Genomic DNA, 22,106 nt, shown 5'->3' on the forward strand with positions numbered 1-22,106 from the left:
TCATGACCGTTAAATATGTGATGCAGGAACCCTACCGGAAGGAGGATTCCTTAACGATAAAAAAACTGAAGGGAAGATTGTACCAGTCTGTAACCACGCAAGCGAATATTCAGTGTTTTGATTCAAGTACCATAACACCATTGTTTTCACTGAGTTTTACATGCTTCAGAAAACTGACTCCCAGGAGAATGACGGGAGGATGGGTGCCATCATGGACTGTTGCTGCAATATTTTTTGCGGTGATATTGCCAACAGTGACTGATGGCAAGGTGACCAGATAGGCTTGGGTTGTCTGGCTGGCTGTACCCACCTGCACGACTTTGCCCTTTTTATAGGGAATGCCAAGCCGTTGCGCTTCTGAAGAGTTAAGAGCCATAACATTGGCACCGGTATCCACTAGCATGCGGGCTTTTTTTTGGTTGATCTTGCCATCAGCAATGTATTGCCCGTTATTGTTGCGATTGACGGTTACGGATTTTTGCGCTGGTTTTATGCTTCCTTTTGCAAATTGACCCACTAGCAGGGTGCGTCGAGCTCCATTGATTTCAATAATAGCTTTGCGGCTATTGGACTCTATAAGGCGGACTCCTTTGAAGGGAGTGCTGCCTTTAACAAGCATATGGCGCTCGCCATCAATTATAACCAAGGCTTTTCCAGAGAAAAGGGCAATGGTATGAATTGAAGTTGATCTGGCCGGTAAGGTAATAAATAGAATGCTGATTATTAAAATTATTGTTTTAATCATTTGCATGTTTTTTATAAGTTAACGGCATGGTTTCAGGTGGACTTATAGTAATAGCTTAGTCATTTGAAGTGATTGAAGGAATAAATTTAACGGTGCTGTTCACTTAATCAATGCGACGAATCTGGCTAATATAAGCCAGATTCTGCTGAATTTATACTAGGGGGCGTTCTCAATTAGTCATGAGACCAGTTCCTCACACAGGCATTCAGGCAAGGCGTACGACGCAGGGCAGGGTGGTTCCCTGTTCAAGTCGTACAACGCGGCATGAATGCCTGTGTGAGGAACCCGAAGGGCCAGCCGTGATGAGCGCCATGCCGCGTTGCTCACTGCTTATGTGGAACAACCACACTGCGCAGTTCGCGCCTAGCCTGGCGCTCATCACGGCTGGCTGGTCACATGTCTAATTGAGAACGCCCCCTAGGTAAGCCGCTGCCTGCAGCAATGCTAAAGCATAAAAGCCGGCAATAATATCATCAGCCATTATACCAAAGCCTCCGCCCACCCGGGCATCCAGCCAGCCGATTGGCCATGGTTTCCAAATATCGAAAATACGGAAAAGCATAAAACCCAGCAAGATCCACGGCCACCCTGATGGTGCAGCGATCATGGTGATCCAGAAACCGCAAAACTCATCCCAGACTATCCCGGGGTGGTCATGGACGCCAAGGTCTTTCGATGTTTGGCCACAGAGCCAGATACCAACCAGGCTGGCAATGGCAATGAGTAGCAGATACTGCCCTAGGGGGAGGTGTTGAAGGAATAGATAAAAGGGTATTGCTGCGATAGTACCCACTGTGCCGGGAGCTTTAGGTGATAGTCCACTACCCAGGCCAAATGCAAGAAAGTGAATGGGGTTTTTTAAAATAGCAGGTTTGGCGCTCATTATTTGTAAATAAAAATAGATATAAAAAATGATGGTTTATTTTATGGGAAAAAAACGGCTTATTCCATTAAACCTCCCCTGTTGAGTTTAGCGCCATAACTCAAACAGGTTGCCGGATGTTTTAAAAATGAGTAAAGGCTTCAGGCTGTATAGGTTTGCCGGTTTTAGCGTCAGTTACCATTTTGGACTCAGTCACTTTGCCAATACATGAAAGGGTGCAACCAAGGGAAGGCGGTAAAGATATTGCTTTATTTTCTGGCCAGGTAAAGCAGAGTTCATAATCATCACCACCGGTTAATGCATATTGTCTTGCTTTGTCATCACCATAAATATTGCTCAGGGCCTTGGAACAGGGGATGGCATCAAGGTTCAGCGCTGCCCCTACACCACTGGCGGATAATATATGGTTTAAGTCACCGAGCAGGCCATCAGAAATATCCAGGGCTGAAGTTGCACCATTCTGGCTTAGCCATTGACCCAATTTCAGTCGGGGAGAGGGCTGATAGTAACGTTCCAGCAGATAGCGGGTGTCAGAATGGGTTGCCGTTATCGGGATTTGGTTTTGTAAAACAAAATCCAGTGCACCTGCTGCATCTCCCAGAGAGCCGCTGACATAAATCCGGTCACCCACTTTGGCACCACTTCGTTTAAGGGCTTTTCCTTTTGGCACTGTTCCCTGCACCTGCACCGAAATGGTTAAGGGGCCCCGGGTGGTATCACCACCAATGAGTGCTATGCCTGCTTGTTGTGCCAGTAGAGTCAGACCATTGCTAAAGCCCTGTAGCCAATCACTGTTTGCTTCTGGCAGGGTAAGGCCGAGGGTAAAGCTATGGGGCTTGGCGCCCATGGCGGCAAGATCGCTAAGGTTGACCGCAAGAACCCGGTAGGCCAAAAGAGCAGGGTCACAGTGCCGGGGAAAATGAACGCCTTCAACGAGGGTATCCAGTGACTGGGCCAGTTGCATTCCATCCGGAATTTCAATCAATGCGCAATCGTCACCAATTCCCATAACGCCTTTTAATGGGGGGGCTAATTCTTCACGGTTAAAATATTTTTTTATGAGTTCAAATTCACCAATGGCCATATTTAGTGAGCAATCATGCAATGGGGTTAAAAATAAAGCCATGACTCAAAGGAGAATCATGGCCTTAATGGGGTTAGCGCTTACGGTAGGAACGAACCTCTTCCGCTCGAAGCCGGGGGGCCAGCTTGTCCAGAATACCGTTGATATAACGGTGGGAATCCTGGGCACCAAACCGTTTAACAAGCTCTATTGCTTCATTAATCACAACGCGATAAGGAACATCTTTATGGTTAATCAGCTCATAGCAGCCAATGCGAAGGGCGGTGAGTTCAACCGGGTCCAGCTGTTCCAGGGAACGATCCAGTACCGGTGACATGGCTTCATCAAGGTGGCTGAGCTGGCGAGGTACACCATGGAGAATCAGGTGGAAATACCCTTCATCCACCTTGCTCATATCATTGTCTGCCTTGAACTGGAGTTCGATGGACATCAGGGATGCCTGGTTCATCTGCCACTGATAGAGAGCCTGTAACGCCAGCTGGCGTGCCTTGCGTCTTGCTGAGGGTTTTGGACGGTTATTTTCCTGTTTCACAATCAGGCCTCCAGATTTTTCATCAATGAAACCATTTCGAAGGCCGCCATCGCTGCTTCTTCACCTTTATTGCCTGCTTTCGTGCCGGCACGTTCAATGGCTTGCTCAATAGTATCTACAGTTAACACACCAAAGCTCACGGGAATTTCGTGATCCAGGCTTACATGAGCCATGCCTTTTACGCACTCTCCGGCAACATAGTCAAAGTGAGGAGTGCCTCCCCGAATGACTGCGCCCAGGGCAATAACCGCATCAAAACGGTTGGACTTGGCTAATTTTTTTACGGTCAGTGGTATTTCAAAAGCACCAGGACAACGAATAATCGTAATATCTTCCTCAGGAACCCCGTGGCGGGTCAGGGAGTCAATGGCACCTTTTTCCAGGCTTTCCACAACAAACGCATTCCAGCGGGTAACTACAATGGCGTATTTGCCGCCATTAGCCTGCAATGTACCTTCAATTGTCTTTACAGACATAAATCATGCCTCTTGGCCGGAAGATTTTTATCAAAACGGGGAACGATAACACGAAGCCAGCTTCATACCGAGTAGTACTAATACATCAGCTGTTCAGCAGGAAGCACAGGCTGCCATCAAAGAACAGAATAGCAGCCGGGTTACAAGAACCACTATTCGCAGGAAATATACTCTACCACTTCCAGGCCGAAACCGGAGAGGCCGGTGAAGCGCATGGGAACACTGAGCAGTCGCATTTTACCTATCCCCATATCCTTAAGAATCTGTGACCCTGTGCCTATGGTATGGTAAGTACGGGAGCCGCCATCATTGCTGCCTTCCTTCAGCTCAATATAGCGATCCAGTGCTGTTGCAAAGCTGGACTGTTCGCCGGATTCCAGTAAAACGACAACGCCAGCATTCTCTTTTGCAACCGTTTCCATGGCCTGATGCAGTGACCAGCCTTTCTGGTTTTCAGGACTCTTGGCATTGAGCAGGTCCCGGAAGGGTTCCATAACATGCACCCGAACCAGTGCCGGTGCATCCGGGGTCAGGTAGCCCTTGCTAAGGGCCAGGTGTCTGCCACCGGTAATCAGGTCTTTATAAACCGTCATGTCAAACTGGCCGAACTCCGTGTCGAGAACCTGCCGGTGCTGCCTCTCAATGGTTTTTTCATTAACCATTCGATAGTGGATCAAATCGGCAATGGTGCCAATCTTCAGGCCATGTTTTTCGGCAAAGTGCTCCAGTTGGGGTCTTCTGGACATGGAGCCATCTTCATTCATGATTTCGATGATGGCGGCTGCCGGAGTCAGCCCTGCCAGACGGGTCAGGTCACAACCTGCCTCAGTATGGCCTGCACGGCTGAGAACACCGCCTGGCTGTGCCCGTAATGGAAAAATATGACCAGGCTGGACGATGTCTCCCGGTTTGGACAGAGGGTCTACGGCGACACGTATGGTTTTAGCCCGATCCTGAGCAGAAATACCCGTGGTCACACCATTGGCTGCCTCAATGGACACCGTAAAGGGGGTACCAAATCCGGATTTGTTTTCATCGCTGGCCACCATCGGTGGTAATCCCAGGTAGTCACAACGCTCACCGGAAAGGGTCAGGCATAATAAACCACGACCTTCCCTTACCATAAAATTCACAGTTTCAGGTGTGATTTTTTCTGCAGCGACAATCAGGTCGCCTTCATTTTCCCGGTCTTCGTCATCCATCAGGATAACCGGCTTGCCAAGTCGAATATCTTCGAGGATTTCTTCGATGGAATTCAGCTGCATAACGCCCCTCAGGGAACTGGTTGTGACACCGGGGCTGTTCAAAAGAAATCGGAAGCTTGCTTTTATAAAAGCCGTGGCGGTGTCTCTGGAAGCATGCCCGGCATAGGTAAAGCAATGATCTGGCCAGGCTTCTAAAAACTGGAGGGGGTATATTACTGGTTTGCATCGCTTAACAGAATACTAACCGGGATATTTCATCAGGCGCGGGACGGTTGATGAAGTATCCCGGCTAAGTTAACGCAGGAAACCATGTTCCGCCAGAAATGAAGAGGTTAACTTGGATTGTTTTGACTGTTGAGACTCTTTTAGTTCGGGGTCAAGCAACCGCTCAAGATAACGGGCAATCTGATCCACCTCCAGATTGACTTTGGTTCCAACCTGCCAGGAGGTAATCGTGGTCATTTCCTGGGTGTGAGGGACAATATTCAGGGCAAACTTTGTTCCTTCAACCGAATTAACGGTCAGACTCACACCATCAACGGTGATGGAACCTTTATGGGCAATATAGCGAGCCAGTGCTAATGGTGCTTCTATCCAGTAGCGGGTAGACCGGGCTGAGGGTTCAATAGCGGTTACACCACCAACGCCATCCACATGACCACTCACTAAATGACCACCTAAGCGGGTGGTGGGTGTTAACGCTTTTTCAAGGTTGACCAAGGCTCCGCTCGCCAGTGTACCCAAGGTTGAATGCTCGAGTGTTTCAATAGAAACGTCAGCAATATAGCCATCACCGGGCAGGGCAACCACGGTCAGGCAGATGCCATTAGTGGCAATGCTGTCGCCCAGCTTAACATCGGATAAATCTAATTGCCCCGAGTTGATGTGCAGTCGCAGGTCACCCTGGCAATATGTTGCAGAGCGGACGGTTCCCACCGCTTCTATAATCCCGGTAAACATAAATTAGCACCCAGTAAAACGGATGATGATAGCATTAATCGCCGATTGAGCAGAGAGGTCAGGCGGTTAATGACCCATTCATGGTTTTGGGTTTTGCAGTGATCCGCCAGTCATTGCCTACTGCCTGAATATCACAAATGGTCATGGGTTGCTTTTCAGCCATTGTTTCGAAAGGCAACTGGAATAATGGTCGGGCACAGGAACCCATTAATAGGGGAGCCATATAAATATATAACTCGTCAATCAACTGCTCCTGGAGCATTGCACCCGCAAGTGTTGCGCCGGTTTCCAGTAGCACTTCATTGCAGCCCCTTCGTCCCAGTTCATCAATCAGTGAAGTCAGACAAACGTGCTCTGTCATTTCCTCCTGAATAAGTACCTCCGCTCCAGCCTGCTCAAGTGCCTTTTTCTTCTCGGCTGCTCCGGAGGTGGCAACAATAAGACAGTGGCCGGGTCCACTAATTACTTTAGATAAAACGGGGGTGCGTAGCCTGGAGTCAACCACAACCCGTAAAGGTTGTCGTTTACAGATCGCTCGGGCATCAGGTAGTCCCAGCTGTTCTTCTCTTAAGGTCAGGGATGAATCGTCATGCAAGATGGAGCCAACGCCCGTGATAATGGCACAGCTGGCGGCACGGAGTTGCTGCACATCCCGGCGGGCATCCGATCCTGTAATCCATTGGGATTCACCGCTGGCCATGGCTGTGCGCCCATCCATACTCATGGCCAGTTTTGCTTTGACCAGCGGCCTGCCAGTTTCCATCCGCTTGATAAAACCCAGGTTCAGTTTCCGGGCTTCCGCTTCAAGCAGGCCGCTATGCACCTCAATACCGGCTTCTTTTAACATGGCTAATCCGCGTCCTGCTACTGAGGGGTTAGGGTCTTGCATTGCGGCTATAACCCGGGTGACACCGGCTTTAATCAGGGCTTTGGCACAGGGTGGGGTTCGGCCATAATGACTGCAAGGTTCCAGGGACACATAGGCAGTAGCGTTGCGGGCGTTCTTACCAGCCATTGCCAGGGCATGAACCTCTGCATGACCTTCACCGGCCCACTGATGCCAGCCTTCCCCTGTGATTTCACCGTTTCGGACAATGACGCAGCCTACCCTCGGGTTGGGCATAGTGGTCCATTTACCTCGACTTGCCAGCCTGATGGCTCGGGCCATATAGGCATGATCTTCTGGAGAAAAAGTACCACTCATTACAGGCTCCGGGAGGGTAAAATTCCTCAATCATAACCTGCTAAACCGCACCCAGCTAGCAAACTGTGGTTTGATGGATTTTGTAGACTCGTTCCCAGGCTCCCGCCTGGGAATGCATACCTCCCCCAAGCCGCCAAGTCTGGTATTAGCTGGAAGCATCCGTATGCATTCCCAGCGGGGAGAGGTTGTCGCAAAAGTTATTTTTATTAACCACGGAGACACAAAGACACGGAGGTTTATAGTTTAAAGATACAAAAACTCTGTGCCTCCGTGTCTCTGTGGTTAAAAAAGAGTAAAACCCTACTTTTTATCTACAGAATTGGGTTTCGCGACACCCTAGGGACGCTGGGAACGAGATAAGAGTTTAGTTATCAGTTTTTTGATTGCTATCCTGAGCTTGAACCGGGACGCTGCCGCTTAAAATTGCCCTGTTACGGCCCTGTTCTTTCGCATCGTACAGAGCTGTGTCTGCTTCCTTGAGTAAGGCATCCAGGCCTATTTCCGGGTTGGTTCGGGTAGTAATGCCCATTGAGATTGTAACATTTCCCAGCGACTGGCCATTAAATTGCATTCCCTGGCTGGCAATACGGTCAACCAGCATATGCCCAAGCTCTGCCGCTTTTTCCAGGGAGGTGTCAGGGCAGACGATACAAAGTTCCTCGCCGCCATAACGGCATACCAGGTCGGTTTCCCTGGTTCCCTGTTTTAGCTCCATGGATACCTGCTTGAGTACATAGTCACCGGCATCATGACCAAAGGTGTCGTTGAACCGTTTGAAATGATCCAGGTCGATCATCATGATGGATAAGGGTTCATGCTGATTTTCTGCGCTGTAGATACGCTGTTCCAGAAACTCCATCATATGGCGTCTGTTGAACAGGCCGGTGAGAGGGTCCCGAATAGCCTGTTGCCTGAGGTCTTCCCTCAATCTCATGTTGGCCAGGGCCAGGCCAATCTGTTCAGCCATGGACTCAGCTTTGGCCGTATTATTCTCCAGTGATTGTTGTTCCCTGTAATTAAGGTGAAGTACCCCGAGGGTTTCCCCTTGGGCAACCAGGGGAATACAAACCTGGCAGATGTCGTTTTCATTGGCGCTGTGACGGCAACGAATTTCAAGACCATCCTCATCACTATAATGGGTATGGCCCTTTAGCAAGGACCAGCAGTCACTGGGTTCAAATCGCTCACTGCCTTTCCACTGCTCTCCCCACTGGGTCAGAAGGTCAAGCCGGTTTCTGGAAGACTTGATGAGTGTAATTGCACCGCCGCAGCAACCTGGCAGCAGGTGGTTTGCAATTGGATGAACGACATTGGCAGCGCTATCCACCGTGGTACAGGCGGACATCAGGCTTCCCAGGCGTTGCATAAGGCTCAGCTCATGGGTGCGCTCTTTAACTTCCCCTTCAAGGGCAGCCCTTTCTGTCCGGGCTTGTTTATCCAGCATACGGTTGAAAAAGCGGGATATCATGAAAACAACAAAAACGCCCAGAATACTGATAGCAGCAACCCACAGCCAAATCCACAGCATTTGTTGACTGAGGATATTCAGGGGTAGAGCGGTTCGAATGGCATAGGATTCCTCTGTTTCAGCAGACTTTTCTGCATGACCCTGACCATGTGAAGTGTGGTGATGCTTGCTTTTGGTCTCTTTGATGGTTGTGGCATAGTACAAAAGTTCGTAGCCAAGGGTATTACTGAATCGCTTGGACAGGCCGCTTCCCTTCGCCCAGGCGTCTTTTACTTCTGGCCGGTTGGCGTGGTTGCTCATTTGATCCAGCTCATGGCCCGGAATCTGGGAATCGCCAAGGACGACACCCTTGTCATCGATAATGGTGACCCGGATGTTGGCACTGTTGCCCACTTCGCTGGCCAGTAAGTCAAAACCAAAGTGCTGATCACCATGAAGCTCAACGTCATCCCGTAAAATACGTGCGGTGATTTTTGCAACCTGCTTCAGTTTCGCCTGGTAGTTATCCAGCAAGATGGCTTTAAAGTGAAAGGTTAAAAGTGACAGGCTGCCTAACAGGACAATGGTCATGAGTACCGCAGGCATTGCCAATAGTGCTGATTTTCGAAGTTTCATAAGTACATCCTTGTGGGAGGCCTCTACCTGCATCCATGCTGGTAGAAATAGCTATGACCTCTTTTTTTAGTATTGCAGAGAATAGCGTTTGTGAGCTGACAATGTTTTGACGAACCCCTGGTGGCTCCGTGTCTGCACGTATTTTACTTTGTCAGTCTGACAGGAATATAATTCAGCCCTCTCTGGGGGAGTAGCCTGCCTGTGTGTTTTGTTGTTCACAGGTGCCTATGTCAACATCATCGGCCTTGTTGCCGTGGCATATGCGATGTAGAGGGTTTATGGACTCTGCATTCGGCAAGACCCGGGTAACCTGCACTGGCATGAGGGCGTGGTGTGGTTTGCCTGGTGGCGAAGCCCTCGGATTGCACTTCTGATGTATCAATTGATTCAATTCCTGGCAGCCATTGCCATAGGCTTTCTGACCCTTTCCTGGAGCGCTGACCGACTGATTGAAGTGGCATCAACCCTGGCTTTTCGCCTGGGCATGTCGGTGCTTACTATTGGCATGACCATTGTGGCGTTCGGAACCTCGGCACCTGAGCTGCTGGTTTCCTCTGTTGCAGCCTACAATGGGGCTGGCGGTATCTCCGTGGGTAATGCCCTGGGTTCAAATACCATCAATATTGGCCTGGTACTGGGTGCTGTGGGTTTAATGGTGCCTTTGGTGGTGAGTCCACGCATTCTTTATCGGGAACTACCTGTCCTTGGTTTGGTTATGGCACTCTGCGTTGTCCTGTTACTGGATGGACATTTAGGCAGGATTGATGGTTTTGTGCTGGGCGGGACTCTACTGGCCTATTGCTATTATTTGACACGCTCTGCCCGTGGTGAGGAAGGCGATGCTGGTGATGTGGTTATCCTGAAAATCAGTACCCCCAGGGCCTGGATTGAGGCTTTACTGATGCTGGCTTTACTCATGGGCAGCTCGCAGATACTGGTATGGGGCGCCACCGGAATGGCCCGTTATATGGGCGTGAGCGAACTGGTTATTGGCCTGACCGTGATTGCCTTTGGTACCAGCTTACCCGAACTGGCTGCTGCCTTAGCCAGTGCCAGAAAAGGACTGTTTGATATGACCCTGGCAACGGTGATTGGCTCGAATATTTTTAACTTGCTGGGAGTGTTGGCTTTCCCGGGCATTATAGGGAATGGCATTGCCCTTGATCCCGAGATATTGCACCGGGATGTACTGGCAATGGTGGGACTGACTTTATTGCTGGCAGTTATTGCGTATACCAGCATTGTCCGGCAGCCTCCAAAAATGGCTACAGCAGAGACCGGGGCATTGTCTGCGCCTGCAGAAAATGGTTACTGCCTGATACCCCGGTATAAAAGCCTGTTACTGCTGATAGGCTTTGTCTTATATTTGGGTTGGCTGTTTATGACAGCTTAGTTAGAGGGAACAGGATGCCACACTATTCCCTGCTCCCACTACTAACGGTCTTCAGTCTCAAGACGTTCGATTTCTTCCCGGAATTCATTTAAATCCTGGAAATGCCGGTATACTGAAGCAAAGCGGATATAGGCCACTTCATCCAGCAGCTTCAGTTCTCGCATCACTTCTTCGCCCACGGCTCTGGAGTTGACTTCACGCTCCCCTGTGGCCCGCAACCGTTTTTTGATTCTATTGATGGCATCTTCAACCTGTTCAATACTGACAGGTCTTTTTTCAAGAGCCCGTGTCATACCCGCACGCAGCTTTTCTTCATGAAATGGCTCTCTGGAGCCATCCTGCTTTACCAGTCGTGGAATCAATAGCTCGGCAGATTCATAGGTGGTGAATCGTTCACTGCAGGTGAGGCATTCCCGTCGCCGGCGCACCTGATTGCCATCCGCAACCAGGCGGGAATCTATAACTTTGGTATCATCAGCACTACAAAAGGGACAATGCATGGCTCAAATTTAATCCTTATCCTTTGGCTGGATACTAACCGTTGTTTGTTAAATGGCAAGTACTAAACCAAAACTCGTTTGAAAACCGGATATTCCTGACTTGTTCATCAAGCGAAGCGATTACTAAAGCGCGCCCATCACAGTTCTATCAAATTGCGGTTATCTAACTGGGCGCGGTTTAGTTGCCGTAGATGCTGACTTTTAACGCCACTATAGACAGGTGTTGAGCCTCATTTGATCCACATGCTGAATAATGCTTTTTCTTAGCCAGCAGTGGGCAAGATCATTGTCGTACCGTTGGTGCCATAGCAACATACAGGTGACGGGTTCGATTTTTATAGGCAGGGGCAACATACAGACTTCATGACGCTTCAGTGCCTGCTGGGCAAACAATCGGGGAACGGTAAAAACCAGATCGCTGTGCTCGGCAATGCTCAGGGCCGCATGAAAATGGGGAACAATAACGGCCAGGTTGCGTTCATAGCCCATTCTGGCCAGGTGATAATCAAGGTTCCAGCGATCTTTGCCTTCACAATACACCTGGACATGGTTTTGTTTAAGGTAAGCCGACAGGTTCCAGTTTTGCCTGGCTTCGGGTTCTTTAAAAAAAGGGTGGTCTTTTCGCAGCAGGCAAATATTTTCATCCATGGCCAGTATATGGTGGTGCATGCTGTCAGGTAACTGACCCAGGTCCCAGACCGGGTTGTCACTGATCTGCCTGGCGGTCACCGCCAGTTCAATACTGCCCTGTAACAATTGCTGGATGGATTCAGGTTGCCAGTCATGGCAGTCAAAGGTAACACCAGGAGCCGATGCCTGTATGTGGGCAAAAAAACCAGTGAGTAACACTTGATAAGAGCTGCCAATACTGGCTATCACAAAGTGCCTCTTATCGGTTTCCGGGTTAAATACGGCAGGGTTGACCAGCTTCTGTATCTGCTCAAGTGCCATTCTTAACCCTGATTCCAGTTGCTCGGCTCTTTTTGTGGGTTCAAGTCCATAGGGTGTTCTGATAAATAATGGATCATCAAATAATTCTCTTAAGCGGCATAATGCCTTACTAATAGCGGACTGACTAAGGTGCAGTCGATGGGCTGTTTTGCTGGCGCTCCGCTCTTCCAGCAATGCCTGAAAAATAACCAGAAGCTTAAGATCAATGCGGAATAGGTTATCAAACCTCACACAGATATTCCTGATAAGAAAATTGGCTAATAATATAATTCATTTCAATTTATAAGCAGCCCTCAATATGATTCCCCTTTTTGAAGAGTTGTGGGGCAGAGGTGCAGAAGAAACAGTTTCAACGATTGATGGGTATACTGGTTTTGCTGGTTATATTTAGCCCCATCGGCATCGATATTTATATTCCTTCATTTACCACCATTGTTGATTACTATCATACAACGCCTGATCGGGTTCAATACACACTGAGCCTGTTTATTCTATGTATGGGACTGGGGCAGCTGGTGGTTGGGCCTCTGGTGGATAAGTATGGCCGCCGGAAAATTGCTTTGTACGGTATCCTTTTATATTTTCTGACATCAGCACTGGGATCTGTGGCGCAATCCATAGACCAGCTCATTGTTATGAGAGCACTACAGGGGTTAAGTGCATGCTGTACTACCACCGTCGCTTTTGCGGTAGTAAGGGATTTGCTGAGTCCGAGAGAGTCAGCACAGGCTTTTAGTTATCTGAATGCCGCCCTGAATGTGTCACCGGCCCTGGCTCCCAGCATAGGCGGTGCTTTGGCAACACTGTTTTTCTGGCAGGCCAGTTTTATTTTTATGGCTATTTTTGCACTGATAGTATGGGGGCTGGTTTGGTTTAAACTGCCAGAGACAAGACCTGAAAAGCAATCAGGGGAAAGAGTATCGCCCTTTGCGAGCTATAAGACACTGCTCAGCCATTCGGTGTTTATGATAAATAGTGCCTGTTGTATGGCAGCCATGGCTATTATTCTTACCTATGTTTCATTTGCACCACAAATTTTGGTGGGGCAGCTTGGTCATAGTGAGAGTCGTTTTGCCTTGCTGTTTGGGGGGAATGCCTTAGGCATCATGGTTAGCAGTATTTTGGCCGGACGGTTTATGCATCAGTTGGGTGAAAGGGGGTGTATGATTATTGGTGCGCTGCTAATGATCATTGGGGGGCTGTCTATGGCAACCAGCTATTGGCTCAGTGGCACCAGTACCTGGGGCTTTATGGCACCGGTAATGATTGCCAGCTCTGGTTTTGCCTGGTTACTTGGGGCTGCAACAGGAAAAGCATTGGCCCCATTTGCCCATATTGCTGGAACGGCATCAGCCTTGCTGGTCTGTATTCAAATGTTAGGGGCGGCACTGATTAGTATGGTTGCCCAGGCCATTTCCCTGCCTTTATCTATAACGCTTGCAGTAATGATGGGAATTGCGGGTGTCATTCCTTTATTGGTGATAGCGGCGAAAAAAAATAACCACGGTGAAAGAGCGTTGGCATTAGCGAAAGCCAGTTAGTGATACTGTCTGTTTTGTTAGGCTATGTCTTCTGTAATACTTTAGAGTGAGGGGCTTCCAGTCTTTACCAAAAGGTATCAAGAACTCAAAGATGGTGAACTTTCTTTATCTGGCTGAGTCAAAAACCATGAAAGAATAATTATTAGAGCCATTTAAAGGAGAGAAGATATGGGATTAGGAATTTCTAATATGTTTACAGGACAAAGCGCTGGGATGAAGGCTGCCATGACTGCCGGTGGTCTGGCAGGTGCCGCAGCAGGCGGTTCTGTTGCGCCTGAAGCTGCCAGTTATGGGCTAGGCTATATGTTGGGTAAGGGCCTTGCTGGAAGAGCGATAACCAAAGTATGTACAACTTTTTTAGCCCCGCAAATTATATTTGCTGGTCAGACGGCTGGCTTTTTCTCTTGTGCAGGGCTTGTATGGGGAGCGGAAAAACTACGTAATCGAGCCTGTGTTGAATATAAGAATTATCAGTATAACAAGCTTCAGATTACCAACTCTCTAGAGTTTCCCGGCTGGGAAGAGGTGGAAAGAAAAGACACTCTGAAGAATCAGTACAAGAATGTTCCAGAGGTAGCTGAACGGAAGGTAGATATTGACTTTCCTCCGGAGGATGCAGAGCCTCCTGCTAAAGATATTAGCTTTTCTCAGAAAGGCGGCTTTTCAGGATCGGGAATTGCCAGCTGGTGGAAAAAGGGTAGCCAGATGGTAAAAATGCTACAGGTGTAGTCCTGCTTGATTCAGGTAATAACTGGAATTCCCGCTCAGAGGTAGACTTCGACTGGAGTCTGTCCTCTAAAACTGTAATAGGTACGTTAAAGTCCCATATATAGCAGTTATGTAGTTAATCAGGGTCTAAATAAGATGAGTATAAATGATGCCATAGCAAATAATCCTCATCATCGATATGTTCTTTTGCTTTATTCAAAACGGATAGTATTAACCGGCGTTGCTTTGTTGGCTGTTGGTCTAAATAAATTGCAAACTCTAAATAATATAATGGATCACGCTCACAAGCTTGTTCATAATAATATGCTGCTAATCCTTTTTGCCCTGGGTATACCTGTGCATGTTGATATGCAATAGCCTTTAGATAGAAGACATCAGCAGATTCATTTTGGGAGGCTATAACTGCGTCAAACTGCCCATCTATGATTTGATTTAATTCTGTAGAAAGGCTCAAGTGCTCAGCCAGTTCTTTACACATGGCTTTCAGGCATTCAGGATACTCTGAATATCGTGGGAGTTGTGCAATATGTAAAACTATCTGATGATCATACATAAATTTTGCATATGTATCCTCACTGATATCTTTTGCCATGAGTTTATGATGGATTCTAAAGTCCGGAACAGTGTGTCCTCCTTGATGGCTGGAGGCAATGCGTTTTAAGTGCTCTCTATATTCATCAGAATGTTCGGTATTTGATATATCTAAAAGGCACTCTAGTCTTTTTTTAAATTTATCTATATCAAGTTCTGTTCTCGAGTTTCTAATAAAGCTGCATTTTAATAAAGTTATTTGAAGAAATATTTTACCATCCATTAAAGTTTTATCAAAATCTGTTAATGCTTGATGGTGTATCCATGTCTCAAATTTTTCTGTTCCCTCCAAAACAAGGGTTTTATCAACCTTGGCAAATTGTTCAGGGTTATACCATGGTGTTTTGTAGACCAGGTTTTTGAGTCTATAGCCTAGAAATTCACAGCAATTGGAAATTATTTGGCAATCAATACATCTAGATAGAAAGTGAAAAGTGGTTTCTGGGTAATGTTGAATAATATCTTTTGATACTATGCTGTTAACAGTACTTTGTAGTAGTTTTAATAGTTGATATTCTGAGGCACAACACAATGTACCGGTGGCGGTGGTACTGAGATGTTTTATAAGAAGTGAAAAATAATCTACTCTTTGTAATAGAGTGATAATAGTTATTAACTCGTTAAGTGTATCATTAATTTCAAATGAATGGGGTTCTGATTCATTTAGTGTATTTAAAGCTTGCGAGCAGCGGGCTTTTAACGCATTACTGTTTTCAAGAACAGCACCTTTAACTTCATCAAATACTGTTGTCTCTATCTGTAAACCGTCTTCGTCAATGATTTCTTTTTTTATCTTATCAAGTACCTCTTGTTTACGTGTTAATTCTTCATACTGGTCCCTAGCAGTGAGTTCAGCCATCATATCACAGATTCCTCTTTCCCCTGGCTGTCGTCTGGGGGGAGTGGCTAGCTGGGATGTCCGATACAAGAAGAAATCATTAGCCCAATCACCTTGAAATGACCACCATCTTTTTTGTTTTTCAGCTCGTGATTGACAATAGACAGTGAATTTCCAATTGTAGTCCGGAGGTTTGTCGTAGTTATAACAGGGGTTTACCAAACATGAATCGCATATTACTCTGCCATCATTTCGTTCTATAATATGCTGAGCCTCACTGTGCGTCATTGGCCTTTTGCACCAGGAGCAGTGTATTGCTCCTCCCATCAGGGTCTGAAAATTTGGAGTATCTTTTTTTCTATTTTCATCATCATCATTATTTTTACGTAGAAAAGTGCTCAGCAAAGTACTTAGTGAAGTTGCTAAATTATTTTCTCTGTCATCCCTATTACCCCCCTCTTGAGACGTTTTGGACGGAGCCTTTTCTGTTGCAGGACTCATCATTATTTGCAAAGGGGAAATATTTTCCATATTTATATTTCTTCCTTTTGCATTGGAAGCAATTACCATAATAATAAGAAAAAAAAATAATCTCATTCTTTTACTCTCTAGCTAACCATATATTAGTGATGGGGATAGGTTAGCTTCAGAATTTTAAAATAGCAGGAGTGATTGCTAAAGTAGAATAGCAGACGAATGAAGTATAGCTTAAAAAAATTTTAGCTGCCTTTCAGATAGAGTGATGTTGTTGACTGATCTATATTAGTCACTGTTTGGCTTGTTGGTCGATGTTAGCAGCTTACTTTTTATAATAAGCCCCTTGACCGTTGTTCCCTGAATCAGTATGGAAAACATGACTACGCCGTAGCTCATCACCATCATTAGCTCTCTCAGGTCAATTCCTTTTTCTGGAACAAGCATAATATTGGCGGGTATAGACATGGCCATTGCCAAAGCAAGACCACCCCGAAGGCCTCCCCAAACAAGAATAGGTTCTGCAAAAAGGTTGTAGTTCCTGAATAGCCTGAAGCCTCGATAGGGGACAGCGATGCTGACAAGCCTGGCTACCAGGACCAGGGGAATGGCTGTAAGCATAAAGAGCCAGTCGGCACCGTGAAAATCAACCAGCAGTAGCATCAAACCGATGAGCAAAAACAGGAGTGAGTTGAAGTACTCTTCGATGAGAAACCAGAACCGCTTCAGGCGACCTTGCCCTGCCTCGTCAAAAAAGTGCTGTGCTGTCCACGCACCCATGGTAATGCCACAGCTGACCATGGCTAAAGGGCCTGATACGCCAGCCATGATTGCAAGAACATAGCCTGCTGTGGGGGCAAGAAAGGTGATGAGCAGTTTTTGGCTTTCGTCTTCGCTAAACCCAATCATACCGTGGAGAATAACGGCCAATAGTAAACCAAAAAGTAAACCTCCGATAACCTCATGGGTAAAAAGCCAGCCTACATCTGTCAGAGTGACTGGGGTATCCGAGAAGGCCAGCTGGGAAAAAGAGACAAACAGAACCAGGCCAATACCATCATTAAACAGTGACTCTCCCTCCACTTGCACCGCTATATCCTCCGGTGCTTTCAACTGCTTGATAATGGCCATGACAGAGATAGGGTCAGTGGGGGATATAAGGGCACCAAATAACAGGCAATAGATATACTTCAGCTGAATGCCCAGTAGTGGCGATAGTAGCCATAGGGCCGTGGCAACAATAACTGTAGATAACAGGGTGCTGAACACAGCCAGAATCATCACTTCCCAGCCCTGCTGTTTGAGTATCCCCAGGCGAATGTTCAATGCCCCGGCAAATAGCAGAAAACCCAGCAATCCATTTATCAACAGAGCCCGGAAGTCCAAGTCATTGAGCCCGTTAATTGCATTAAAGTAAAGGTCTATATCAAACAGTTTTCCAAGTACCAGAATGCCTAAGCTTAAGCAGAAAGCGACCAGGGTGATAGCAATCGTTGTTTGAAGTCGGCTTATTTTTGAAGAAATCAGTGCGGCTCCAAGAGCCAAGGCTGACAACATGCATAACAGTTCATATGTGCCCATGGAGGGTGATTCCTGCTGATATTTTTATTGTTCAACCGGACAAACTTTAGTATTGGCCAAGGTTGTATGAATTACTAGTGGATCGGGAAAATTATTGGGTGATAACCTTGTGGGAAAGTGATTTTATAGTGCAATAAAAGTGGGGTGGGGCGAGTCTTTGAATGCCCCGCCATAAGTATAATAACTGGCTAAGATGGATTTGCCGTATTAAGGGGGAAATCACCAGTAAGTAGTAATTATTTCATATGGCGGCATTCAGGTTGCTGTTTAGCTGAAGTTGGGTTCAAGGGGTAGGATTAGAAGAAGTATCGGGAGCTGTCTGCCAGGCATCAAGGTCTTTAGCCAGTTCAATTAACCGCTCTCGACGCAGGTCATGGCGCCAATTGGTGACTACCTGATCCTGGCTTTCACTGGTGATAAAATTGATAACGGCCTCAATACACTGTTTTTCAAAGGCATAACGCTCTGTAGATGGGTGGTAGGGAACGCTCAGGTCATACAGGGCTGCCACCAGGTGGCCTTCATCCAGGATGGTAACGTCATAGCGAACCCGGTGATTAGTGTCACCATTGCTCTGTTCGCTACGCAATCGAAGGAATGACATTTCAAATCCCCCTCGCTGCCAACGGAAAAAATTGGCTGTGGTCATGGTTTCTCCTTCTTGCTTTGTTTGAATCAATAGATTTCCCTCCTGTAAAGCAAACAGCCTGGCTCCTAGTCAAACTGACCCCGTTGCCTTATGGCAAACTACCCATAAAGACAATAAGAGTAAATCAGGTTGTTTATGGTTATTGGGAGTCATCATAATCGTTGTGAGTAGAGGGGGCAAGTAAGGTAAGGCCAGATAAATGAGAGGCTTGTATACAGAAGCGTACTATTTATGATAGGGAAAGGATGCTTCAAGCTTAAAAAGTGAGGGTGATAAATTTATTGTTAATAATCTAATTTTTTAGACTAATCTAAAGATTTGATATTAATATAGATTGATGAGCATGAAGTGCTATCTATTTTATTTTGCTTTGATAATTAGTGCTGATGCACTATCCGTAAATGGCGATGGTGAAAATAATCAAAAACTAGAAGAAACAGGAGGGGCTGGTTTTTCTGCAAGCGGAAAAAGGAAAAGGCCATTTTCTCCGCCTCTTATGGAAAGCAAGAAAAGCAATGAGTTTTTTTCACCGCAATTAATGTTAGGAGAGTCAAGTCGAACTTCATCGAATATTCAGTCATCGACGCCGGTTGGACCTGAAAGAAAAATGAAAAAGTGTGCTCTATTTGATTCTGAGTTTTCTCCAATAGCAACAGGTAGCGTAAAGAGAATAAAAGTAATGAGAGAGGCACCGTTAATGTCAATGACTGATGGGGAGTTAAAATCCTATCAGGATGAAGAGGTTTTTAATGAGGATGATTATTTATCGAGACTTCCCCCTGAAATAATGTTCAATATTTTTGATAAGATGGCAGGTGATGAAATGGAGTCTCTTTATCACGTGAGTAACCATATCAGAGCCTGCCAAAATTTTTATTATAAGGTTAAGAATAATGAAGAATTGAAAGGGCGGTTAGGATATTTTCTTGCTGCAGGTTGGTATGAAACTATTAAAAAGACACGAGGAGGGACAATTTTTGGTGATCCTGGTAAAAATGAGGTAAAAGCCGATAGGAAAAAATTTCTAGTGCTTGTTAGGGAAAACCTCTTAAAGAATGCTAAACAGGGAATCGATAAAGTTAAATTTATAAAAAGAGAAGTAAATAGTGAAGCTTTAGTTGTAAGTAATAGAAGAAATAAAGTGTTGAGATTAGGGCCGCATATTGTCCAACACACAGCTTTTTCAGTGATGGCTCGTAAGAAAGAAGTGAAATATGGTGTTGATTTGATTGAGGCTATGAATTATAAGGTATTTGCAGCTAATAGGAGGGGAACATTTATCGCAGTGAGAGATACATATGGATCATTAAATCTATATGATTTAACGTATCATGATAACTTGGTTGTTTTAGAAGGTGATTATAGATTTGAAACAATGGCAACAATTCGTTTAGGTCTTCAGCAGGCTCCTAAATATAAGAAGATAGCTGTTAATGAGGAGGGAGAGGCTGTGTATTTATTAAAGTATGATGATTTAAACCAGTTGGTGGTTTTGGAGGTTATTAAAAGACTACCCTCTAAGATATTTGACTCACAGTGTATGAAATTAAATGAAATAGATAATGTCGGTCAAGTTTATGAATTTCTAACTAAGGATGATCAGTTGTTTGTGTTATTCAAATTGGCACGTACGCCGATAAATAGTAAAGCTTGTTGGCTATGGTTCGGTTCAATAGACAATAATGTTATGCCTGAAGTAAATGCACAAAGTCAACAAAGTGATAGATTAATAACAGATGCAACAGCAATGTGTTTGCATCCAGATAAAAAGCATCTATTACTGGCTGGGGAAAAACTATATAAAGTTAAGCTTAAAGAAGATAGCAAACCCGAGGAGGATATTAAAGAGCTTGGTGATTTAGGATTGGAGGTAGGAGAGCTTCCTTCATCTTTATCTATATCTTCTAATCGCTGGCTTGTAGTTGTAGGCACCACTAAAGGCAGAATGATATTGTTTAGTATGAATGAAAGATTTAAAGTATTTGAAAAGGTTACGCTTGATCTTCGTGCTAAATTGGCAAGTGAAGAGCAGACAGGAGCAGATGATGAACTCAAGTTAGAGAATATATATATTAGAGTTGACTTGGCTGTTATCTATACAAACACAAAGACATGTTCGTGCAGTATTGATTTGCGAGGGACAGATGTAGACCTGAGTACAGATACATCCTTTGGAGAAGGGCTTGATGATAGTACCAGTTATGCTGAGGGTTTTATTGAGAGTCCTTTGGAGATAAGTGATATTAGTTTGTGAAAATATATTAGTTATAGTTTTTAATGAGCAGTTATTGATTCAAAAAGATTGTAATGTTCTACTGCCGCTTCTGATAGATCCCATTGAGTTACTCTATATCTTTTTAAATCAATAATAGTTGAGCGTGCATCCAAAGGGTTTTGCATGTGTCCTTTTTTTTGATAATAGCTACGGATATATATATAGCATTCCGATCTATTTTGTACAAAAACAATGTTGTGAGCGAATGGAACTTTAAGACTAACTATTCCTGCCCGAAATACTAATGTTTGAATTGACACCTTGCTGTCATAGGGGGTCCAGGATTGATTTTTTTTGGATAAGTTTATTTGTTTGTTTTTTAAGCAATAGTGAGTGGCAGATACATCACTGTGTAAGTAGGCGCGTGCCCATCTTGATTGAAAATCATTTAGCTCTCCCATGTAGGCAATAAGATGCTCAAGATGACCTACTTTGTTTCTGATTTGTGCAATAGGTTTAAATAAGTGTCTATTAAATGAAAGCGATGTGTCTAATATCTGTAATCTGAGAGAGCCATTGGTATGAAGGGAAACAATGGTTTTACCCACTAAGTGCAGTGACCAGGTGTCAGAATTTTCGTGGAGATATGTCCGACACTGGCATACAGCTGTTTGAATTGTGCTGGTTTGAGTTTTTTGTTTAAGTGAGGGGGAGCATACAGAGCAGTGTTTAGCTTTCTGCTTTCTTGTTGCTTTAGAATATACTCCATGCCAAAAAGGAGTAGTGGTGGATATACTTACACCATATTCATCTTTATTTCTTTGTTCAGGAATTGTGAAGAGTTCTGGGATATTGTGATATTGTATGTGACCATCTTTACTGGTTTTTAGAGGTTGCAATTTAAAATATGTAGAGTCACCAATATTAGCTGGGGATACTATAGTTTTTTCAATAGTATGCTCTTCCGGGTTAAAGCAATATATGCCAGGTTTCTCAACTTTATGATCTATATACCACAGTCTGTATTTTTCTCGCTGGGGAGAAAGGAAATAATTGAAATCCCGGTTTCTTGTTTTTCCTGAAAAGGATGAAGGCCATAAAGAGTGAGGTGCTTTATAGAAATGCCAGTTTTGAGTTATAGATGATTTATTTACAGTAAATGGAAGTTCTGGGTTGCATTGGCCAATAACTAAATCACAACCATTAAAACTAATCGATGTGGTAAGATTAATTCTATAAATATCTTTAAGATTATTTTCTTTGATATTAATTTCTATTGGCTGAGGAGGGTTTTTTAAAACTACTTGTCTCGCAGCTTGGGTTAGAAGTGGTAGAGGTTGTGATGTTTTTTTATCTTTATTTTCAAATAATATGAATGGTGAAAATTCTTGACAGAATAAATTTGATACGATGGTACTGTAGGGGGACTTTATTTTCTTTTCTTGGAAAAAAGACAACCTGATTGATAGTAG

Annotated in this window: 19 protein-coding genes; 4 read left to right on the plus strand and 15 right to left on the minus strand. The window is 45.2% G+C overall.

Annotation, left to right across the window (positions count from 1 at the left end; all coding sequences use genetic code 11):
* Positions 1 to 109: 109 nt before the first annotated feature.
* The 9 genes from MJ595_RS07730 to MJ595_RS07770 all read right to left on the minus strand — a co-directional run bounded on the left by MJ595_RS07730 (position 110) and on the right by MJ595_RS07770 (position 9,172).
* Complete coding sequence (locus MJ595_RS07730; protein WP_263081872.1) at positions 110 to 745, minus strand: retroviral-like aspartic protease family protein; 636 nt, start codon at positions 743 to 745, stop codon at positions 110 to 112.
* Between the two features lie 400 nt (positions 746 to 1,145).
* Positions 1,146 to 1,628, minus strand: coding sequence for a phosphatidylglycerophosphatase A (locus tag MJ595_RS07735; RefSeq protein ID WP_263081873.1), 483 nt, complete (start codon positions 1,626 to 1,628; stop codon positions 1,146 to 1,148).
* 121 nt (positions 1,629 to 1,749) lie between these two features.
* A complete protein-coding gene (gene thiL, locus MJ595_RS07740) occupies positions 1,750 to 2,754 on the minus strand; it encodes a thiamine-phosphate kinase (protein WP_263081875.1) in 1,005 nt (334 codons plus the stop codon).
* A gap of 31 nt (positions 2,755 to 2,785) precedes the next feature.
* Positions 2,786 to 3,244 carry a transcription antitermination factor NusB gene (gene nusB / locus MJ595_RS07745; protein WP_263081876.1) on the minus strand — a complete coding sequence of 153 codons (459 nt, stop codon included), beginning with the start codon at positions 3,242 to 3,244 and terminating at the stop codon, positions 2,786 to 2,788.
* A 2-nt stretch (positions 3,245 to 3,246) separates the two neighbouring features.
* Positions 3,247 to 3,720, minus strand: coding sequence for a 6,7-dimethyl-8-ribityllumazine synthase (ribE, locus tag MJ595_RS07750; RefSeq protein ID WP_263081877.1), 474 nt, complete (start codon positions 3,718 to 3,720; stop codon positions 3,247 to 3,249).
* A 152-nt stretch (positions 3,721 to 3,872) separates the two neighbouring features.
* Positions 3,873 to 4,985 carry a bifunctional 3,4-dihydroxy-2-butanone-4-phosphate synthase/GTP cyclohydrolase II gene (gene ribBA, locus MJ595_RS07755; RefSeq protein WP_263081878.1) on the minus strand — a complete coding sequence of 371 codons (1,113 nt, stop codon included), beginning with the start codon at positions 4,983 to 4,985 and terminating at the stop codon, positions 3,873 to 3,875.
* 234 nt (positions 4,986 to 5,219) lie between these two features.
* The gene (locus MJ595_RS07760; protein WP_263081879.1) at positions 5,220 to 5,885 is read right to left on the minus strand and encodes a riboflavin synthase; all 666 of its coding nucleotides are present in this window, start codon (positions 5,883 to 5,885) and stop codon (positions 5,220 to 5,222) included.
* A gap of 58 nt (positions 5,886 to 5,943) precedes the next feature.
* Positions 5,944 to 7,089: a bifunctional diaminohydroxyphosphoribosylaminopyrimidine deaminase/5-amino-6-(5-phosphoribosylamino)uracil reductase RibD gene (gene ribD, locus MJ595_RS07765; RefSeq protein ID WP_263081880.1), complete on the minus strand. Its 1,146-nt coding sequence runs from the start codon at positions 7,087 to 7,089 to the stop codon at positions 5,944 to 5,946.
* Between the two features lie 364 nt (positions 7,090 to 7,453).
* A complete protein-coding gene (locus MJ595_RS07770) occupies positions 7,454 to 9,172 on the minus strand; it encodes a diguanylate cyclase (protein WP_263081881.1) in 1,719 nt (572 codons plus the stop codon).
* 373 nt (positions 9,173 to 9,545) lie between these two features.
* Between MJ595_RS07770 and MJ595_RS07775 the strand changes: the two genes are divergently transcribed.
* Positions 9,546 to 10,565, plus strand: a complete 1,020-nt coding sequence (locus tag MJ595_RS07775) for a calcium/sodium antiporter (RefSeq protein WP_263081882.1) — start codon at positions 9,546 to 9,548, stop codon at positions 10,563 to 10,565.
* A gap of 41 nt (positions 10,566 to 10,606) precedes the next feature.
* Here MJ595_RS07775 and nrdR read toward each other — a convergent pair whose 3' ends face one another.
* Complete coding sequence (nrdR, locus tag MJ595_RS07780) at positions 10,607 to 11,065, minus strand: transcriptional regulator NrdR (RefSeq protein WP_263081883.1); 459 nt, start codon at positions 11,063 to 11,065, stop codon at positions 10,607 to 10,609.
* A 210-nt stretch (positions 11,066 to 11,275) separates the two neighbouring features.
* Positions 11,276 to 12,247 carry a LysR family transcriptional regulator gene (locus MJ595_RS07785; RefSeq protein ID WP_263081884.1) on the minus strand — a complete coding sequence of 324 codons (972 nt, stop codon included), beginning with the start codon at positions 12,245 to 12,247 and terminating at the stop codon, positions 11,276 to 11,278.
* Between the two features lie 128 nt (positions 12,248 to 12,375).
* Between MJ595_RS07785 and MJ595_RS07790 the strand changes: the two genes are divergently transcribed.
* Together MJ595_RS07790 and MJ595_RS07795 are read left to right on the plus strand one after the other, a co-directional pair.
* Positions 12,376 to 13,557 (plus strand): multidrug effflux MFS transporter, encoded by a 1,182-nt coding sequence (locus tag MJ595_RS07790; protein ID WP_263081885.1) that lies wholly within the window; start codon positions 12,376 to 12,378, stop codon positions 13,555 to 13,557.
* A gap of 168 nt (positions 13,558 to 13,725) precedes the next feature.
* A complete protein-coding gene (locus MJ595_RS07795; protein WP_263081886.1) occupies positions 13,726 to 14,286 on the plus strand; it encodes a hypothetical protein in 561 nt (186 codons plus the stop codon).
* 115 nt (positions 14,287 to 14,401) lie between these two features.
* Here MJ595_RS07795 and MJ595_RS07800 read toward each other — a convergent pair whose 3' ends face one another.
* From MJ595_RS07800 to MJ595_RS07810, 3 genes are all read right to left on the minus strand, one after another.
* Entirely contained in the window at positions 14,402 to 16,285 is a 1,884-nt protein-coding gene (locus MJ595_RS07800; RefSeq protein WP_263081887.1) for a hypothetical protein, read from the minus strand.
* A gap of 192 nt (positions 16,286 to 16,477) precedes the next feature.
* Positions 16,478 to 17,770 (minus strand): sodium:proton antiporter, encoded by a 1,293-nt coding sequence (locus MJ595_RS07805; protein WP_263081888.1) that lies wholly within the window; start codon positions 17,768 to 17,770, stop codon positions 16,478 to 16,480.
* 283 nt (positions 17,771 to 18,053) lie between these two features.
* The gene (locus MJ595_RS07810) at positions 18,054 to 18,419 is read right to left on the minus strand and encodes a hypothetical protein (RefSeq protein WP_263081889.1); all 366 of its coding nucleotides are present in this window, start codon (positions 18,417 to 18,419) and stop codon (positions 18,054 to 18,056) included.
* 337 nt (positions 18,420 to 18,756) lie between these two features.
* On the opposite strand from MJ595_RS07810, the gene MJ595_RS07815 reads away from it, so the two are divergent.
* The gene (locus MJ595_RS07815) at positions 18,757 to 20,673 is read left to right on the plus strand and encodes a hypothetical protein (protein ID WP_263081890.1); all 1,917 of its coding nucleotides are present in this window, start codon (positions 18,757 to 18,759) and stop codon (positions 20,671 to 20,673) included.
* Positions 20,674 to 20,693: 20 nt separating this feature from the next.
* On the opposite strand, the gene MJ595_RS07820 is transcribed toward MJ595_RS07815, so the two are convergent.
* Positions 20,694 to 22,091, minus strand: a complete 1,398-nt coding sequence (locus MJ595_RS07820; protein WP_263081891.1) for a hypothetical protein — start codon at positions 22,089 to 22,091, stop codon at positions 20,694 to 20,696.
* Positions 22,092 to 22,106: the final 15 nt, after the last annotated feature.

The organism is Endozoicomonas sp. Mp262, assembly GCF_025643335.1.
Classification (GTDB): Bacteria; Pseudomonadota; Gammaproteobacteria; order Pseudomonadales; family Endozoicomonadaceae; genus Endonucleibacter.

Excerpts from the sequence above, each read along its gene's own strand:
- thiL (WP_263081875.1), bottom strand. The coding sequence starts at position 2,754 with ATGGCTTTATTTTTAACCCCATTGCATGATTGCTCACTAAATATGGCC.
- MJ595_RS07805 (WP_263081888.1), bottom strand. The coding sequence starts at position 17,770 with ATGGGCACATATGAACTGTTATGCATGTTGTCAGCCTTGGCTCTTGGA.
- MJ595_RS07770 (WP_263081881.1), bottom strand. The coding sequence starts at position 9,172 with ATGAAACTTCGAAAATCAGCACTATTGGCAATGCCTGCGGTACTCATG.
- MJ595_RS07810 (WP_263081889.1), bottom strand. The coding sequence starts at position 18,419 with ATGACCACAGCCAATTTTTTCCGTTGGCAGCGAGGGGGATTTGAAATG.
- MJ595_RS07815 (WP_263081890.1), top strand. The coding sequence starts at position 18,757 with ATGAGCATGAAGTGCTATCTATTTTATTTTGCTTTGATAATTAGTGCT.
- MJ595_RS07790 (WP_263081885.1), top strand. The coding sequence starts at position 12,376 with ATGGGTATACTGGTTTTGCTGGTTATATTTAGCCCCATCGGCATCGAT.
- ribE (WP_263081877.1), bottom strand. The coding sequence starts at position 3,720 with ATGTCTGTAAAGACAATTGAAGGTACATTGCAGGCTAATGGCGGCAAA.
- MJ595_RS07800 (WP_263081887.1), bottom strand. The coding sequence starts at position 16,285 with ATGGTAATTGCTTCCAATGCAAAAGGAAGAAATATAAATATGGAAAAT.
- MJ595_RS07760 (WP_263081879.1), bottom strand. The coding sequence starts at position 5,885 with ATGTTTACCGGGATTATAGAAGCGGTGGGAACCGTCCGCTCTGCAACA.
- MJ595_RS07735 (WP_263081873.1), bottom strand. The coding sequence starts at position 1,628 with ATGAGCGCCAAACCTGCTATTTTAAAAAACCCCATTCACTTTCTTGCA.
- ribD (WP_263081880.1), bottom strand. The coding sequence starts at position 7,089 with ATGAGTGGTACTTTTTCTCCAGAAGATCATGCCTATATGGCCCGAGCC.
- MJ595_RS07775 (WP_263081882.1), top strand. The coding sequence starts at position 9,546 with ATGTATCAATTGATTCAATTCCTGGCAGCCATTGCCATAGGCTTTCTG.
- MJ595_RS07730 (WP_263081872.1), bottom strand. The coding sequence starts at position 745 with ATGATTAAAACAATAATTTTAATAATCAGCATTCTATTTATTACCTTA.
- nrdR (WP_263081883.1), bottom strand. The coding sequence starts at position 11,065 with ATGCATTGTCCCTTTTGTAGTGCTGATGATACCAAAGTTATAGATTCC.
- ribBA (WP_263081878.1), bottom strand. The coding sequence starts at position 4,985 with ATGCAGCTGAATTCCATCGAAGAAATCCTCGAAGATATTCGACTTGGC.
- MJ595_RS07795 (WP_263081886.1), top strand. The coding sequence starts at position 13,726 with ATGGGATTAGGAATTTCTAATATGTTTACAGGACAAAGCGCTGGGATG.